The organism is Brucella tritici (assembly GCF_902825325.1).
Lineage (GTDB): Bacteria > Pseudomonadota > Alphaproteobacteria > Rhizobiales > Rhizobiaceae > Brucella.
In genome coordinates this window covers 147134-163818 of sequence record NZ_CADEAR010000001.1, presented here as the reverse complement: position 1 = coordinate 163818, position 16685 = coordinate 147134, and the positions used below count along the sequence as shown (strand labels likewise).

Here is a 16685-nt window from a genome sequence, read left to right as displayed (position 1 = left end):
CTACTCCGTGTTTCCAGTGGCGGCGCGCACCAACACTTCCGCATCGAGGTTGGCGCGCTCGAAGACGCCTTCCATCAGCCCTTCGCGCATGACCATCACGCGGTCAGACATGCCGATGATTTCCGGCAGTTCCGACGAGATCAGGATGATGCTGAGCCCCTCGGCGGCGAGTTCGCTGATAAAGGCGTGAACCGCAGCCTTGGAACCGATATCGATGCCCTTGGTCGGTTCGTCGAGAATGATGACCTTCGGCTTGGTGGCAAGCCACTTGCCGATGACGACCTTCTGCTGGTTGCCGCCGGAAAGGGTGCCTACAGGGACCGAAAGCGCTGCTGCGCGCAGGTCAAAACGCTCGGCATATTTGCGCGCCAATGCCAGTTCTTCCGCCATGCGCAGAAAGCCATTGCGCGAAGTGCGGGCGAGCGACGGCAGCGATACATTCTGGAAGATCGGCAGTTGCAGCACGGCGCCGTGGCGCCCACGCTCTTCCGGCACATAGACGATGCCATGCGCCACCGCATCGCCGGGGCGGTGAATGCTGATCTCGCGATCTTCGAGCGTCACGCGGCCATGGGAAGGCCTGGTAATGCCGAACAGCGATTGTGCGAATTCCGAACGTCCAGCGCCGACAAGACCGTAGACGCCAAGGATCTCACCCTTGCGCAGCTCAAAGGAAATGTCGCGAAATTCGGTTGGATGCGAATAATCTTCGACCTTGAGCACCGGCTTGCCGATGGCGACATCCTGCTTGGGGAAAGCCTGTTCGACAGACCGCCCGACCATCATGCGCACAATATCGTTCTGCCGCGTATCGGCAAGCGTGCCATGTCCGACGGCGTGCCCGTCGCGGAAAACCGCATAATTATCGGCGATTTCGTAGACTTCATCGAATTTGTGGCTGATGAACAGGATGGCTTTGCCCTGTGCTTTCAAGCGCGCCACGATGCGAAACAGGTCGTCCACTTCCTTGCGCGACAGGGCTGCAGTCGGCTCGTCCATGATGACGATGCGCGAATCCACCGACAGCGCGCGGGCAATGGCGACCAGATGGCGCTGGGCGATGGACAGTTCCTTCAACTTGATGCGCGCATCGACCGTTGTTTCCAGCGAGGACAGCAAGGCCTGCGAACGGGCATAGACAGCCTTCCAGTTGACGAAGCCGAACCTCGTGCGAGGCGCATGGCCGAGATAAATGTTTTCGCCCACCGACAATTCGTCGAAAAGCACGGTTTCCTGATGAATGGCCGTTACGCCGTGATCGGTCGCATCCTGTGCGGTTGCAAAATGCACCGGCTTGCCGTCGATAAGGATTTCGCCTTCATCGGGCTGGTAGATGCCAGTCAGGATTTTCACAAGCGTGGACTTGCCAGCGCCATTCTCTCCGATCAGGGCCGTCACCTTGCCGGGATAAAGCGCGATGTTCACGTCATCGAGCGCACGCACCCCCGGAAACGTCTTGGCTATGCCGCGCATTTCCAGAATGGGCTGATCCGTGGCGGCAAGCGTCGGCTCTCCGCCGGATGGGCCGCTGGATTGAAAGGCTGCATTCATCGCAGATACCTGAAGTCGGTTTTGGAAAACGATAGGCGGCATTGGGGGTTGCATATCCAATGCCGCTTTTTTGGACGCGCATCTTTTCCGAAAACCGGTTTCCACTTTTCGGGACGCGCTTACCGATCAGAAGACCTTGGAGAATTCGTCGATATTCGACGCGTCATAGACGAATGGATCGCTCATTGCGGCTTCGCCATTGTCACCAATCTTGATCTTGCCCATGCGCCCGGCTTCGATTTCCGAGCCCGGCTTGCCATCGGCATCACCCTTTACGAGATGATAGGCAATCTGGGTTGCCGAATAGCCAAGGTCGATCGGGTTCCAGATAGCGAATTCCTTGGTTGCGCCCGACTTGATGGCGCCGGCCATTTCGGACGGAAGACCAAGGCCGGTCACATAGACATCACCAATCTTGCCTGCATCCTTCACGGCCTGCGAGGCAGCGAGAACGCCAACGGTCGTCGGTGCCACGATGACCTTCACATTCGGATTTGAAGTCAGCAGGCCTTGCGCTTCGCGGTAGCTCTTGTCGGCCAGGTCGTCACCATAAACGGTCGTCACCAGATTGAGGCCCGGAAAATCCTTGAGCTGCTTTTTCATCTCGCCGATCCAGATATTCTGGTTGGTCGAAGTGGTGGTAGCAGACAGGATCGCGAAATCGCCCTTGCCATCCGGCAGGTGATCGGCTGCGAGCTTGAGGCACATCTTGCCGATCAGTTCGTTGGAAGACGGGTTGAGGTGGACGATACGACCTTCAGGTGCGACGCCCGAATCCCACGAGATCACCTTGATACCGCGCTGTGCGGCCTTCTTCAGGGCAGGGACGACAGCATCCGGGTCGTTGGCCGAAATGGCGATGGCGTCCACACCCTGCGCGATCAGGGAATTGATGACCTCGATCTGACCTTCCGCCGTCGTGGTGGTCGGGCCGGTATAGATGACTTCTACGCCGCCAAGTTCCTTGGCAGCTTCCTGCGCGCCCTTGTTGGCGGCTTCGAAGAAGCCGTTACCGAGCGATTTTGCGACAAGCCCGATCTTCATATCGGCGGCCTGCGCTTGGGCAGCCATGAAGGCGACAGCCAGCGCAGTGCCTAATGCGAGTTTCTTGAAAAGTTTCATGTCTCGTTCCTCCCAGTATAAAGACATATGTTTCGCTTGTTCCGGCTCAGGCCACCTCGGCGGATTCCTCCCGTGGGTCGCCCTTGCCAGCATTTGCGGAGACCTGCGCCACGATGAGCCGGATACCCGCATTTTCCACCATGCGCCGCGCTTCGTCCGAAATGCCGTCATCGGTGATCAGCGTGCTGACCCGGTCGAGAGGGCAAAGGATGAGACTGGAACGGCGTGTGAATTTGGTTGAATCGACCATCAGGACAAGCTCGTCCGCCTGGCCCATCAGTTTCTGTTCGCTCTGGATAATCAGCGCATCGGATTCCATGACGCCAAGCGGGCTGATCCCCTGACAGCCCATGAACATGCGCCGTCCGTAGAAATTGCGAATAACGTCATTGTCGAAAGGCGACAGGATAAGGCTCTGGTCGCGATAGATCGCGCCGCCTGGCACAATCACCGTGCTTTTCGACTGGCGCAGAAGATGTTCAGCAATGGCAAACGAATTAGTCAGCACCTGAAGGCGGCGCGGAGCAAGATAATGCACCATCTGGAAAGCCGTGGACCCGCCATTGATGATGATGCTGTCGCCTTCCTCGCACAGCGCAACCGCTTCACGAGCTATTGCGCGCTTGCGATCTGCATTTTCCGATTCCGAAACCTTGAAAGGACGGCCCGCAAGATTGCCGAACTGCGGCGGATGAATAGCCTCTGCACCACCGCGCACGCGCTTGATCCTGCCCTGCATATGGAGCGACGCAATATCCCGGCGAAGTGTCGCTTCCGACGCCTCCGTCAGTTCCACCAGATCCTGAATGGTAATCACCGGCTTTTCCTGAACAGCACTCAGGATGATACGGTGGCGCTCTCTTTCGTGCATGGCTCCTCCTTGTCTTTGTATCGGGCATAAATGTCGCGCCTGTCAATCACAAACAATCACAAAGGTGCACAATAATCATATTAATGATTGATTATGATCGTTTGTGATTGACAGCAATTCGTTTGATACGTCATATCTGCCGCAACATGATCGCTTTTGCATGGGACGGATATGCGGATTGCGGTTGACCATAACAGACTTGGGAGGATGACATGGTGGCCCAAAGCAGGCTTCTCGAAAACCGATGGGATGACGCTAAGGCGGCAACGATGGATGAACCCGGCAAGCTGCTTTACCGCTCCAATCTGCTCGGTTCCGACAAGCGCATCACCAATTACGGCGGTGGCAACACGTCTGCAAAGGTCGAGGAAGCCGACCCGCTGACCGGCGAAAAGGTTCAGGTTCTCTGGGTCAAGGGATCGGGCGGCGATGTCGGCACGATCAAGCTCGACGGCTTCGCCACGCTTTATCAGGACAAGCTCGACACGCTGAAAGGCATCTATAAGGGTGTCGAGGACGAGGACCGCATGGTCGGTTTCCTGCCGCACTGCACCTTCAATCTCAACCCGCGCGCCGCTTCCATTGATACGCCGCTGCATGGATTTGTCGCTTTCAAGCATGTGGACCACATGCATCCCGATGCGATCATCGCAATCGCCGCCTCCAAAAACTCCCGTGAACTGACGGCCGAGGTTTTCGGCGATGAGATCGGCTGGCTGCCGTGGCGTCGTCCCGGTTTCCAGCTTGGTCTCGACCTTGAAGCCTTCGTGAAGTCAAACCCTAACGCTAAGGGTGTTGTCCTTGAAAGTCATGGGCTTTTCACCTGGGCCAATGATGCGAAAACTTGTTACGAAACCACGCTCGCCATCATCAACAAGGCCATTGAATGGCTGGACCAGAAGACGGCAGGCAAGCCTGCTTTCGGCGGTGCTGTCGCGCAGAGCCTCCCAGTTTCCGAGCGCCGCGCCATTGCAGCGCGGCTGATGCCGGAAATTCGCGGACTGATCGGCAAGGATGAGCGCAAGCTCGGTCATTTCGATGATCAGGATGCCGTGCTGGAATTCGTGAACTCGAAAGAGCTGCATCCGCTCGCGGCACTCGGCACCTCCTGCCCGGACCATTTCCTGCGCACCAAAATCCGTCCGCTGGTCGTTAATTTCGATCCGGCCAAGCCCGATATCAACGCCGTGGTTGCCGGACTTGAGGGTGCACTGGAAGCCTATCGCGCCGATTACAAGCGCTATTACGAGGCGTGCAAGCATGACAATTCGCCGAAGATGCGCGATCCCAATCCGGTGATTTTCCTGATCCCCGGTGTCGGCATGCTGTCCTTCGCGCGCGACAAGGCGACTGCGCGCATCGCTGGTGAGTTTTATGTGAACGCTATCAATGTGATGCGCGGTGCATCCGGCGTATCGGAATATCAGGGCCTGCCTGAACAGGAAGCCTTCGATATCGAATATTGGCTGCTTGAAGAAGCCAAGCTGCAGCGCATGCCAAAGCCGAAGAGTCTCGCGGGGCGCATTGCATTCATTACCGGCGGTGCTGGCGGCATCGGCTTTGCCACAGCGGAACGGCTGGCAGGCGAGGGCGCTTGCGTGGTTCTGGCGGATATTGATGAAGGATCGCTCAAAACCGCTCACGAGAATCTCGTTAGGCGTTTCGGCACCGATCAGGTGCGCAGCGTGGAACTGAACGTGACCGATGAAAAAGGCGTGGCCAATGCCTTTGTTGAAGCCAGTGTCGAGCTGGGCGGCATCGATATTCTGGTTTCCAACGCCGGAATTGCATCATCCGCGCCGGTGGAAACCACCGAACTCTCCATGTGGAATCGTAATATCGACATTCTGGCGACCGGCTATTTCCTCGTATCACGTGAGGCATTCCGTCTGTTCCGCCGCCAGAAAATCGGCGGCAATGTGGTATTTGTCGCCTCGAAGAACGGGCTTGCAGCTTCGCCCAATGCTTCGGCCTATTGCGCTGCAAAGGCTGCGGAAATCCATCTGGCGCGTTGTCTGGCGCTGGAAGGTGCCGATGCAGGTATTCGCGTCAATGTGGTCAACCCTGATGCGGTTTTGCGCGGTTCCAAGATCTGGGACGGCGAATGGCGTGAACAGCGTGCTGCATCCTCGAAGATTGATGTTTCCGAACTTGAGGAACATTATCGCAAGCGCTCCATGCTGAAGCTGAATGTCTTCCCCGAAGACATAGCAGAGGCCATCTACTTCCTTGCAAGCGATGCTTCGGCAAAGTCGACCGGCAACATCATCAATGTCGACGCCGGAAACCAGCAGAGCTTTCCGCGCTGATCGTATAATCTGGACATTCTGGGAGGAACCATGTCCGAGCAACGCATTGCGGCAGATTTCATCGCCGAGCATAATTCCGGTTTCGATAATGCATTGAAGAGCGATTATCAGGCGCTCGGCGAACAGCTTTTGCGCCATGGCATCGAGATCGACACGATTACAGACAAGGTGGCATCCTATTTCGTCGCCGTTCCATCATGGGGTACCGGCACGGGCGGCACCCGTTTCGGGCGCTTTCCGGGAAGGGGTGAACCGCGCGGCATTTTCGACAAGCTCGACGATTGCGCCGTCATCAACGAGCTTTGCCGTGCCACACCGAATGTTTCCCTGCATATTCCATGGGACAAGGCCGATCCGAAGAAGCTTAAAGCCCATGCGCAAGCGCTTGGTCTCGGCTTCGACGCCATGAACTCCAATACATTTGCCAACGGCGCAGACCAGAAGCTTTCCTACAAATTCGGATCGCTTACCCATGTCGATCCGGCAGTGCGGGCGCAGGCCGTCGAGCACAATATCGAATGCATCGAAATCGGAAAAGCCATAGGTTCCAAGGCCTTGACCGTATGGCTGAGCGATGGCTCCAACTTTCCGGGCCAGCAGAATTTCACCCGCGCCTTTGAGCGCTATCTGGCTTCCATGGGCGAAATCTATCACGCATTGCCCGACGACTGGCGCCTGTTCTCCGAACACAAGATGTATGAACCGGCCTTCTACTCGACGGTGGTTCAGGACTGGGGCACCAATTATCTCATCGCCTCGACACTTGGTCCGAAGGCGCAATGTCTGGTCGATCTCGGCCATCATGCGCCCAACACTAATATTGAAATGATCGTCGCGCGGCTGATCCAGTTCGGGAAACTCGGCGGATTCCATTTCAACGACAGCAAATATGGCGATGACGATCTCGACGCCGGCTCCATTGATCCGTATCGATTGTTCCTTGTTTTCAATGAGTTGGTCGATGCGGAATATCGCGGCGTGGCGGACTTCCACCCGGCCCATATGATCGATCAGTCGCATAATGTGACCGATCCGCTGGAAAGCCTGATCTCTTCCGCCAATGAAATCCGCCGCGCCTATGCGCAGGCGCTTCTGGTGGATCGCGAAGCGCTGGAAACCTACCAGCAGGAAAACGATGCGCTGATGGCATCCGATACGCTCAAACGCGCCTATCGAACCGATGTCGAACCGATCCTTGCGGAAGCGCGCCGCCGCACTGGCGGAGCCATCGAACCGATTGCTGCCTACAGGGCGAGCGGCTACCGCGACAAGGTTGCGAAGGAGCGTCCGGAGAGCAAAAGCGATGGCGGGGCGTTTAACTAAAAACGCTATCCGCCACAAAATTGCCGCAAAAAGAACGGTCGTTCGCCACAATTAAAAGGCGATTTCTGTCGCTTTTCCGCTCCGAAAATCGCGTTTGGCAACTGTCAGCGCGATTTTCTGAATGTCAAATTAAGGCGAAACGGACCCAGTTTTTCATCCTCGCCACGCTTCAGGGCGAGTATGCCATGATAGAAGAGACGTGACGGTCCACCCCACACAACCACGTCACCGTGATGCAGGATATATTTCGCAATTGGGTCGGTTCGCTTCAACCCGCCGAACTGGAAAGTCGCGGGCAGACCAAGCGACACGGAAACGATCGGATTACTGAAATCCTGTTCATCCTTGTCCTGATGTAATGAAAGTTTCGCGCCCAGTTCATAACGATTGATGAGACAGGCATCCGGCACAAAATCGGGATAACCGGCCTCGCTGGCAGCACTTTGGGCAAGTGCGCGAAACGCATCCGGCATCGCAGGCCAGGGCAGGCCGGTTTCCGGGTCGTCGGTACTGTAACGATAGCCGGTCCGGTCCGTGACCCAGCCGAATTCTCCGCAATTCGTCATCGCGACCGACATGCGATACCCCCCAGGGGTCGTCATGTGACGGAAAGGCGCGGCGGCGGAAACATCCGCCACCGCTTTCAAAACAGCGGCCTCGCTCGGAAGTGCAAAGCCGCGCAAAAGCAAGGCTCCAGGTGCCAGGATTTCACGCGGTTCAATCTGGTCGAAAAGATCTCTCATGCGACCTTTCTAGCACGAGATCAGGAGCGAGCCTCCCGAAACCTGCTTTCAAATTTACGCCAGCCCCATGGCCTTTTCGAAAGAGCGCATGAAAAGATCGTTCTCTTCCGGGGCACCCACGCTGACGCGGATAAAAGTCGTATAGCCTTCCTGCTTCCAGGGCTTCACGATAACGCCGGCCCGCAGGAGCTTTTCGGCCAACGCAACGGAATCCGACTTCACATCGATGAACAGAAAATTCCCTTTGGAGCGGGCGACACGGATTTGCCGCTCGCTCAGGAAGCCGGCCAGACGCTCCCGTTCACGAAGCGCTAGCGCAATCCCCTTTGCCAGATGGTCTTTGTCGCGGCGTGCAACCAGTCCCGCTGCCTGCGCAATGCCATTGGCGTTGAAAGGCGTGCGGGCACGATCCAGAAACCCGCGCAATTCCGGGTCGCTGACAAGCCCGAACCCGAGACGGGCTCCGGCCAACCCATAAGCCTTTGAAAAAGTGCGCAGCGCCACCCAGTTGAGACCGCTGTTGCGGAGAAGTGTGGCGGCAGACGGATAATCCTCACCAGTCGCATATTCCGCATAGGCTTCGTCAACAACCAGCAACGTTTCTGGCGGAACAGCCTCGATAACGCGCTGCAAAGCTTCCGGTGTCAGCCATGTTCCGACCGGATTGAGCGGATTTGCGAATATCACGAGACGTGGAGCCGTTGCAGTCGCAGCCACCAGCGCATCGATATCGACCTCAAGCGACGGCGTCACTTCAACCCGTTCGACGGTCGCACCCATTGTCGTTGCATAGTCCTCGTGCAGCGGAAAGGACGGGTAAAGTGTGACCACCCGCTCGCCGGGCCGCAAAACCGTCCGGCAGATAACGCCGATCAGGTCTTCCGATCCGTTGCCTAGAATGATGCAATCTTGCGGCCAATCGAACTCAGTCGCGATTTCCCGCGTCAGTTCGCGTCCAGATGGATCAGGGTAGAGCCGCAGCAGATCATGGGCACCGGAAAAGAGGGCCTTTACCTTCGGCGAAGGTCCGAGCGGGTTTTCGTTGGAGCCCAGTTTTGCAATCGACGGAGGGTGATAACGCGCTTCCACCTCGGCAATGGTGAGACCAGCATTATAGGGGTTAAGGCAGCGAATTTCAGGCCGAATCAGATCGCCAAGCCGGGCTTTTTCCTGTGCCATCCACGTTCTCCTCCAGTGCAGCGTTTCGCATGACGTGCGCCGTTTGGAGAGAAGTTCTAAGACTAAAATCCAATTTTGTATATATATGTATAGACAAGTTATGAAAAAGATGGTCCTATGCTGGGGAGACCACAAAAAATTGCTAAACATTAGGGCCAGAACAAGTAGAAGTTCGGGCAACAATATTGTTTTGCCAAAGGTCCGCAGGGGAACATGATGCAGGTTTTATCGCTTTTCGACCTTAGCGGGCGTAAAGCGCTGGTTACCGGTGCGAGCCGGGGACTGGGACAGGCCATTGCCGAAGCACTCGCCTCGGCTGGTGCCGATGTCGCCATTACAGCGCGCAAGTCCGACGACCTCTCCGACACGGAATCCCGTATCGCCGCTCATGGCCGCGCCTCAACATCCCTTTCGCTCGATGTACGCGATGTCGCTGCCTGCGGCGCCGCCGTTGCACACGCAGCAGAAGCTTTCGGCGGCCTCGATATTCTCGTCAACAATGCAGGTTATGAAGAAATCCGTCCCTCGCTCGATGTGGACGAAGCGCTCTGGGATCGTATCGTGGCGACCAATCTCAAAGGCGCGTTCTTCTGCGCGCAGGCCGCTGCCCGCCACATGACCGACAGCGGAAAGGGTGGGGCGATCATCAATCTGTGCTCGCTGACCTCCTATATCGGCGTGCCGACCGCCGCTCCCTATGGTTCTTCCAAATCCGGCCTCATGGGCATGACACACGCTCTGGCGACCGAATGGGCGCCTTCCGGCATTCGCGTCAACGGCATTGCGCCGGGCTATTTCCGCACTGCCATGACCGACGTGTTTTACGAAAACGACGACTGGCAGAAGGCGATGTTGGCCAAAATTCCGCAGGGGCGTTTCGGCGCAATGGAAGATGTTGCGGGCGCCGTGGTGTTTCTGGCAAGCGCCGCATCGTCCTATGTCACGGGGCAGGTGATCCCGATCGACGGCGGCTATCTCGCATCAATCTGATATTCTCAAGGGAAACATCAGCAGATTGCGAAATGACATTGAAATAACTTCATAAAGCTCCTTCCGGTGCTTTGACTGAAATGGGAAACAGCGATGAATACAACCGAAACCGGAACTGGCCGTAAAGTCTCCAACGGACCGGCTGCCGTATCGGTCAACAATGTCAGCATGATCTATAACGGCTTCCATGCCGTGCGTGCGGCATCTTTCGATCTCGCCAAAGGCCGTTTTCTGACCATTCTCGGGCCATCGGGTTCCGGCAAGACGACGCTACTCCGTCTCATTGCCGGTTTCCAGAAACCCAGCATCGGCGAAATCTTCATCAACGATGAAGCTGTCAGCGCCGTGCCGCCGCACAAGCGCTCCATCGGCATGGTTTTCCAGAAACTCGCGCTTTTCCCGCATATGACGGCGGCCGAAAACGTCGCGTTTCCGCTGAAAATGCGCCGCTTCGATGCGCGTTCCATCCCCGAGCGGGTGGAACGCTATCTCGACCTCGTTCGCCTCAACGGCCTTGGCGGGCGGCGTGTGCACGAGCTGTCCGGTGGCCAGCAGCAGCGCGTGGCCATCGCGCGCGCCCTCGTTTTCGAACCGGACCTGCTTCTGCTCGACGAACCTCTGGCAGCGCTTGACCGCAAGCTGCGCGAGGAAATGCAGCTCGAATTCCGCCGTATCCAGCGGGAGCTTGGCGTCACGACCATCAATGTCACCCACGACCAGCGTGAAGCGCTCGTCGTATCTGACGAAATCATCGTCATGGATGGCGGTGAAATCCAGCAGATGGCGCAGCCATCCGAAACCTATCGCAACCCGTCCAACGCCTTTGTGGCGAACTTCATCGGCGTCACCAATTTCATTTCCGGCAAGGTATCTTCGTTCGACGGCAATCTCGTGCGGGTCGACGCGGGAACGGCTCTCGTAGGCATGGCAGGCGAGGGGCACGGACCGGTTGCCGCCGGCGCAAATGTCTCGTGCGCAATCCGCGCCGAACAGATCCGCATCGGCGGCAGCGCCGCAGCGCATGCAGAACTCGATACCGTGCTTGAAGGCATCGTTACCGATGCGATCTTCGAGGGCGAACGCATCGTCTATGAACTGCGGGTTCCTGCCTTGGGAGACGTGTTGATGCGCGTCTTCGATCACGACCCTATCGGCCACAGCCAGTTTGCAGAAGGCGAAACCGTGCATCTTGGCTGGAACGCCCGCGATCTCATCGTCTTTGCCACATGAACTAACACGTTACGGGGAAACTCCAGAGGAGAACAAAATGAGCAATCTGAAGAAGCCTTTTCTGATACTCGACCGCCGCCGCTTCCTGCAGAGCGCAGGCGCTTTTGCCGCTGCAGCCAGCACGACATCGCTCGGCCTGTCGCGCGCATTTGCTGAAGAACCGGCCAAGCCGAAGGAACTGATCGTGCGCGCCTGGGGTGGTAGCTGGGTGGACGCGCTGAAAGCTGGTGTATCCGATCCGTTTACCTCCAAGACCGGCATTTCCATCCGCCACGACCTGACGGAAGACAACGAAATCCAGCCGAAGCTCTGGGCTGCGGTCGCGCAAAAGCGTGTTCCACCGATCCACGTCAACTGGGATACGACCACCAATGCAACCAAATCGGCATTGCGTGGCGTGACGGAAGACCTGTCGGACCTGTCGAACCTCAAGAACACCACCGATCTTGCCAAGCCGGTCGGCCTCGACGGTTATCCGATCGTCAATACCTATGGCTATGTCTATGTGCTGGCTTATCGCCCGGAAGCATTCCCGGATGGCCCGCCGAAGTCGTGGCATGCTCTGCTCGATCCGAAGTTCAAGGGCCGCATCGCGCTTTACAACGACGGTATCGGCTTCCACTTCCCGGCGCAGGTTGCCGGTGGCGGCAAGCTGGAAGACATTCCGGGCAATATGCAGCCCGCATGGGATTTCATCACCAAGGTGAAGCAGCAGCAGCCGCTTCTCGGAGAAGACCCGGATTTCACCACCTGGTTCCAGAAGGGCGAAATCGATCTGGCCTGCACCATTTCCACCAATGCGCGCGAAGCCCAGAAGAACGGCGTCAAGATCGACTGGACCGTTCCGGAAGAGGGCGCGAAGTTCGACACCGATGGTCTATGGATTCCAAAGGGCCTGCCGGAGAACGAGCTTTACTGGGCCAAGGAATATATCAACTTTGCGCTTACCAAGGATGCGCAGCAGGTCTGGCTCGACGGCCTTGGCCTGCCGGGCGTCGTGCCGGGCCTGACGCCACCCGCAGACCTTGTGGATGATCCGGCCTATCCGACCAAGGATGAGGATTTCAAACACCTCATCCGCATTTCAGCAAAGGTGCAGGTGGAAAACGAGAGCGAATGGTTCTCGAAGTTCAAGGCCATCATGCAGGGCTGATCAAGCTCCATAAAAACAAGACGGGTCGCCCGAAAGGGCGATCCCCATGCCCGAAATACCAATACTCAGGAATTGAAACATGCGAGCGGCACGCACTGCCTATCCGGTTGTCTGGCGCATCATGGACGCGCTGGAAGCAATCGCAGCCTTTTTGTGGCCAGCGCGGTTCAATCGCGCCGTGCCTTATCTGATGCTGTTTCCGGCGATTGCTCTGGTCGGGCTGCTGGTGCTGGGCCTGATCCAGATTGGCGATACCAGTCTTCGCACGCTCGACACCTCCACATTCCTGATGTCGGACTATTACACGCTCGCCAACTACAAGCGCGCGCTGACGGAAAGTCTGTTCGCAACCGTGGCATGGCGCAGCCTGTCCGGCTCGCTTGTCGTGACCGCGTTCACGCTCGTTCTGGCCTTTCCCTATGCCTATCTCATGGTGCGCACGCCATCGGCCGCTTTGCGCAAATTCCTGCTGATCGCGCTGTTTCTGCCGTTCTTCATCGGTCAGGTGGTACGCGCCTATGGCTGGCTCATCATTCTCGGCAATCAAGGCATGGTGAACGAGGCGCTTGGCCTTGTCGGTATCGCACCGATGCGGCTCCTCTATAATTATCCGGCAGTTCTGTTCGGTCTCATTCAATATATGTTGCCATTCGCAGTGCTGATGCTCGCACCGGCGCTGACCGCTATTCCGGAAGAAATGGAAGCGGCGGCAAGCTCGCTTGGTGCAAACTGGCTGCGGACCTTCGCCCATGTCGTCCTGCCCATGGCCCGTCCGGGCCTGATCGGCGCGGGACTGGTGGTTATGACGCTGTCACTCACCGATTTTGCCGTACCGGCAATCTTAGGCGGCGGATCGCAGGATTTCATCGCCAATGCGATCTACGACCAGTTCTTCCGCACATCCGATCAGGGGCTCGGTGCGACGCTCGCACTGCTTCTGGTCGGCGTAGGTTCCATCCTCGTCGGGATTGTGTTCACGCTGTTCGGGGCAGGCACGCTTGCCATGGGGAGGACGCGCAAATGACCTCGCCACTGTCGAAATCCATCGTCATATGGACGTTTGTGATTGCCGTTCTCGTGCTGCTTTCCGCACCGACCATCGTTGTGCTTGGGGCGTCGTTCACATCCGGCAACATGATTACCTTTCCGCCGGAAGGGTTTTCGCTCAAATGGTATCAGAAGATCGCCGGAACGAGCGATCTCTGGGATGCATTCCTGCGCTCGCTCTATGTCTCCTTTATCTGCACTATCGTCGCCATTCCGGTCGGAACGCTTGCTGGCATAGCGCTGGCGAAATATGCGGTGCGGTTTGAAAAGACGATCCAGATTTATCTGCTGCTGCCCTTCACCATTCCGCTGATCGGTTCCGGCATTGGCCTCATGCTGATCTTCGGTCAGGCTGGCATTCTGGGCCAGCTCTGGCCGGTAGGGATTGCGGCCTGTGTCATCAATCTGCCTTTCATGATCTGGGCCGTGACGGCAAGTGCCGCCAATCTCGATGCCGATCTGGAACTTGCCGCCGCCAATTGCGGGGCAGGACCGATCTCGACCTTCTTCTTCGTCACGCTGCCGGTCGTCGTGCCGGGCGTCATCAGCGGCTCGCTTCTGATGTTCATTCTGGCGCTGAACGAATTTCTGGTCAGCCTGCTTCTGGTCGATGCGCGTATCGTGACGCTGCCGGTACAGATCTACAATTCGATCCGGTCCATCATCACGCCTGACCTCGCGGCCATCTCGGTTGTCTTCATTGCCTGTGCCGCTGCCGCCATCTTCCTGCTCGACCGGCTGGTCGGGCTCGACATCTTCCTCAAATCGAAATGACCGGTTGCGCCACCACCGCAACCAGCAAGGAGCCGATCATGTCCGATGTTTCTTTTCACGAACTGGCTAAACTGGACGACGCAGCGCGCGCCGAACTTCTCAAGCGCTCGGAAACCGATCTGTCGGGCTTTATCGAGAAGGTGAAGCCGATCATCGAGGCCGTTCGCACCGAAGGCGATGCGGCGCTTGTCCGCTTTGCACGCGATCTCGACAAGGCGGAAGTCGATCCGGCCAATATCAAGGCCACGGAAGCCGAGTTCGATGCCGCTTTCGACAAGGTGGAAAAGGACGTGATCGAGGCCATCCAGTTCGGCATCGATAATATTCGCCATTTCCATGAGGAGCAGAAGCCGGAGGCCATGTGGCTGAAGGAAATGCGTCCCGGCGCCTTTGCGGGCGACCGTTTCACCCCGATCCGTTCCGTCGCGCTCTATATTCCGCGTGGCAAGGGCGCATTTCCGTCCGTCACCATGATGACCGCCGTTCCGGCTGTGGTTGCTGGCGTGCCTGATCTTGCCATCGTCACTCCGCCCACGCCGGACGGTTCCGTCGATGCCGCAACACTTGTAGCCGCGCGCCTTGCCGGTGTGGAAACCGTCTATAAGGTCGGTGGCGCACAGGCTGTCGCTGCCGTCGCCTATGGCACGGAAACGGTGAAACCGGCGCTCAAAATCGTCGGCCCCGGCAGCCCATGGGTGGTCGCAGCCAAGCGCCTGCTTGGCGGCGTCATCGATCCCGGCCTGCCTGCCGGTCCTTCGGAAGCAGTCATTTTCGCCGACGATACGGTGAAGGGCGGACTTGCGGCGCTCGACCTGCTGATCGAGGCGGAACATGGTCCGGATTCATCGGCATGGCTCGTTACGCACAGCCGCCGCGTCGCGGAAGAAGCGCTGGCCGCATTGCCGGACCACTGGGCACGCATGACCGAACAGCGCGTCGGCTTCTCCAAGACCGTGCTTACCGGCAAATATGGCGGCATCGTCCTGACGTCTTCCGTGGAAGACAGCTACAAGTTCATCAACGATTATGCGCCGGAACATCTGGAGCTTCTCTCGACCGATCCGTTCGCGCATCTCGGCCACATCACCGAAGCTGCCGAAATCCTGATGGGACCGCACACGCCGGTCGTCATCGGTAATTTCGGCCTTGGCCCGAACGCCGTGCTGCCGACCAGCCGTTGGGCGCGCACCTATGGCCCGCTTTCGGTGACGGATTTCGTCAAGCGTTCGTCCATCGGCTATGTGACGGCATCCGCCTATCCGGAATTTGCAAAGCACGCCCGCACGCTGGCGCGTTATGAAGGCTTCTCCTCGCACGAGAACGCCGTGTCGGAAATCCGCAAGGATTACCTCTGAGAAAAGCCGGGGAGGCTGACGATGAAGGCTGTTCGGCTTTATGCGGCGAAGGACTTGCGGGTCGAGACAATCGACCCGTCGTCGCGGCCTGAGCCGGGCTGGGTCCGGCTGAAAGTATCGGCTGCCGGTATCTGTGGCTCCGATCTGCATAATTTCATGACCGGACAATGGATCAGCCGGTCACCTTCGGTCGCCGGTCACGAATTTGCTGGCGTCGTGACCGAGATCGGCGCTGGCGTGACCGGTTTCAAACCCGGCGATACGGTGATCGCTGACTCCCGCTACTGGTGTGGCAAATGCCCGTCCTGCAAAAGCGGCAGACACAATGTCTGTGAAACGCTCGGCTTTTTCGGCGAAGTCTGTGATGGCGGTTTTGCCGAGGAGACAGCACTTCCCGCGCGGCTCCTCGTTCATTACGATTCGGCCATCAACCCGGCGGTCGCCGCCATGGGCGAGCCGCTTTCGGTGGCGCTGCACGCCATCCGCAAGCAGCGCGTGCCGTCGGGCGAAGCGGTTCTCGTTGTGGGTTGCGGGCCAATCGGCGGGCTTGCAGCGCTTCTTCTCTCCCGCCTGCATGACGGTCCCGTACTGGTCTGCGACCGCAACGACCAGCGCGCCAATCTTGTTTCAACAGTCACCGGTGCAATCAAGGTGCCACTCGACAAGGCTGCAATTGAAGCCGCACTTGATGGCCAGCCAATCCGCTATGCGATTGATGCCACCGGCAATATCGGCGTCCTCAAGGCAACGCTCAACGTGCTTTCCGGCGGCGGCTCGCTGGCACTGGTCGGCATATCCCATGGCAGGATCGAGCTTGATCCGAACATTCTGGTCGAGCGGGAGATCAGTCTGATCGGCTGCCATGCCTATCAGGACGAACTGCATGAAATCGCAAAGCTTCTGCCCGATCTTGAGGCGCCGCTGCTGCAGCTTGTCGACCGGGAAATCCCGCTCGATGAAGTCCCGGAGGCCTATGCCCGGCTGATAGCCGGTGAGGCTGACGGTTTGAAAACAATCATACGGACAGGGATGTGACCC

Annotated in this window: 14 protein-coding genes; 9 read left to right on the top strand and 5 right to left on the bottom strand. The window is 57.9% G+C overall.

Annotated features, from left to right (window positions below; translation table 11 throughout):
* The 3 genes from HWX93_RS00775 to HWX93_RS00765 form a co-directional block, all read right to left on the bottom strand.
* The gene (locus tag HWX93_RS00775) at window positions 1-1551 is read right to left on the bottom strand and encodes a sugar ABC transporter ATP-binding protein (RefSeq protein WP_176036133.1); all 1551 of its coding nucleotides are present in this window, start codon (window positions 1549-1551) and stop codon (window positions 1-3) included.
* Window positions 1552-1677: 126 nt separating this feature from the next.
* Entirely contained in the window at window positions 1678-2673 is a 996-nt protein-coding gene (gene rhaS / locus HWX93_RS00770; protein ID WP_109988737.1) for a rhamnose ABC transporter substrate-binding protein, read from the bottom strand.
* A gap of 46 nt (window positions 2674-2719) precedes the next feature.
* Window positions 2720-3544, bottom strand: coding sequence for a DeoR/GlpR family DNA-binding transcription regulator (locus HWX93_RS00765; protein WP_176036132.1), 825 nt, complete (start codon window positions 3542-3544; stop codon window positions 2720-2722).
* Between the two features lie 212 nt (window positions 3545-3756).
* On the opposite strand from HWX93_RS00765, the gene HWX93_RS00760 reads away from it, so the two are divergent.
* Together HWX93_RS00760 and rhaI are read left to right on the top strand one after the other, a co-directional pair.
* Window positions 3757-5853 (top strand): bifunctional rhamnulose-1-phosphate aldolase/short-chain dehydrogenase, encoded by a 2097-nt coding sequence (locus tag HWX93_RS00760; RefSeq protein ID WP_176036131.1) that lies wholly within the window; start codon window positions 3757-3759, stop codon window positions 5851-5853.
* A 30-nt stretch (window positions 5854-5883) separates the two neighbouring features.
* Entirely contained in the window at window positions 5884-7176 is a 1293-nt protein-coding gene (gene rhaI / locus HWX93_RS00755; protein ID WP_176036130.1) for an L-rhamnose catabolism isomerase, read from the top strand.
* A gap of 104 nt (window positions 7177-7280) precedes the next feature.
* On the opposite strand, the gene alkB is transcribed toward rhaI, so the two are convergent.
* Window positions 7281-7919: a DNA oxidative demethylase AlkB gene (gene alkB / locus HWX93_RS00750; protein ID WP_176036129.1), complete on the bottom strand. Its 639-nt coding sequence runs from the start codon at window positions 7917-7919 to the stop codon at window positions 7281-7283.
* Between the two features lie 54 nt (window positions 7920-7973).
* Complete coding sequence (locus HWX93_RS00745; RefSeq protein ID WP_176036128.1) at window positions 7974-9098, bottom strand: histidinol-phosphate transaminase; 1125 nt, start codon at window positions 9096-9098, stop codon at window positions 7974-7976.
* Window positions 9099-9314: 216 nt separating this feature from the next.
* Between HWX93_RS00745 and HWX93_RS00740 the strand changes: the two genes are divergently transcribed.
* From HWX93_RS00740 to HWX93_RS00710, 7 genes are all read left to right on the top strand, one after another.
* On the top strand, window positions 9315-10088 hold the full coding sequence (locus HWX93_RS00740) for an SDR family NAD(P)-dependent oxidoreductase (RefSeq protein ID WP_176036351.1): 774 nt from the start codon (window positions 9315-9317) through the stop codon (window positions 10086-10088).
* 93 nt (window positions 10089-10181) lie between these two features.
* The gene (locus HWX93_RS00735) at window positions 10182-11318 is read left to right on the top strand and encodes an ABC transporter ATP-binding protein (RefSeq protein WP_109988730.1); all 1137 of its coding nucleotides are present in this window, start codon (window positions 10182-10184) and stop codon (window positions 11316-11318) included.
* Window positions 11319-11355: 37 nt separating this feature from the next.
* Window positions 11356-12471, top strand: a complete 1116-nt coding sequence (locus tag HWX93_RS00730) for an ABC transporter substrate-binding protein (RefSeq protein WP_176036127.1) — start codon at window positions 11356-11358, stop codon at window positions 12469-12471.
* 79 nt (window positions 12472-12550) lie between these two features.
* Complete coding sequence (locus tag HWX93_RS00725) at window positions 12551-13495, top strand: ABC transporter permease (protein ID WP_176036126.1); 945 nt, start codon at window positions 12551-12553, stop codon at window positions 13493-13495.
* Window positions 13492-14292 carry an ABC transporter permease gene (locus tag HWX93_RS00720; RefSeq protein ID WP_006468850.1) on the top strand — a complete coding sequence of 267 codons (801 nt, stop codon included), beginning with the start codon at window positions 13492-13494 and terminating at the stop codon, window positions 14290-14292. Before HWX93_RS00725 ends, HWX93_RS00720 begins: the two co-directional genes overlap by 4 nt.
* Before the next feature lie 38 nt (window positions 14293-14330).
* On the top strand, window positions 14331-15647 hold the full coding sequence (hisD, locus tag HWX93_RS00715; RefSeq protein WP_176036125.1) for a histidinol dehydrogenase: 1317 nt from the start codon (window positions 14331-14333) through the stop codon (window positions 15645-15647).
* Window positions 15648-15668: 21 nt separating this feature from the next.
* Window positions 15669-16682: a zinc-dependent alcohol dehydrogenase gene (locus HWX93_RS00710; protein WP_176036124.1), complete on the top strand. Its 1014-nt coding sequence runs from the start codon at window positions 15669-15671 to the stop codon at window positions 16680-16682.
* Window positions 16683-16685: the final 3 nt, after the last annotated feature.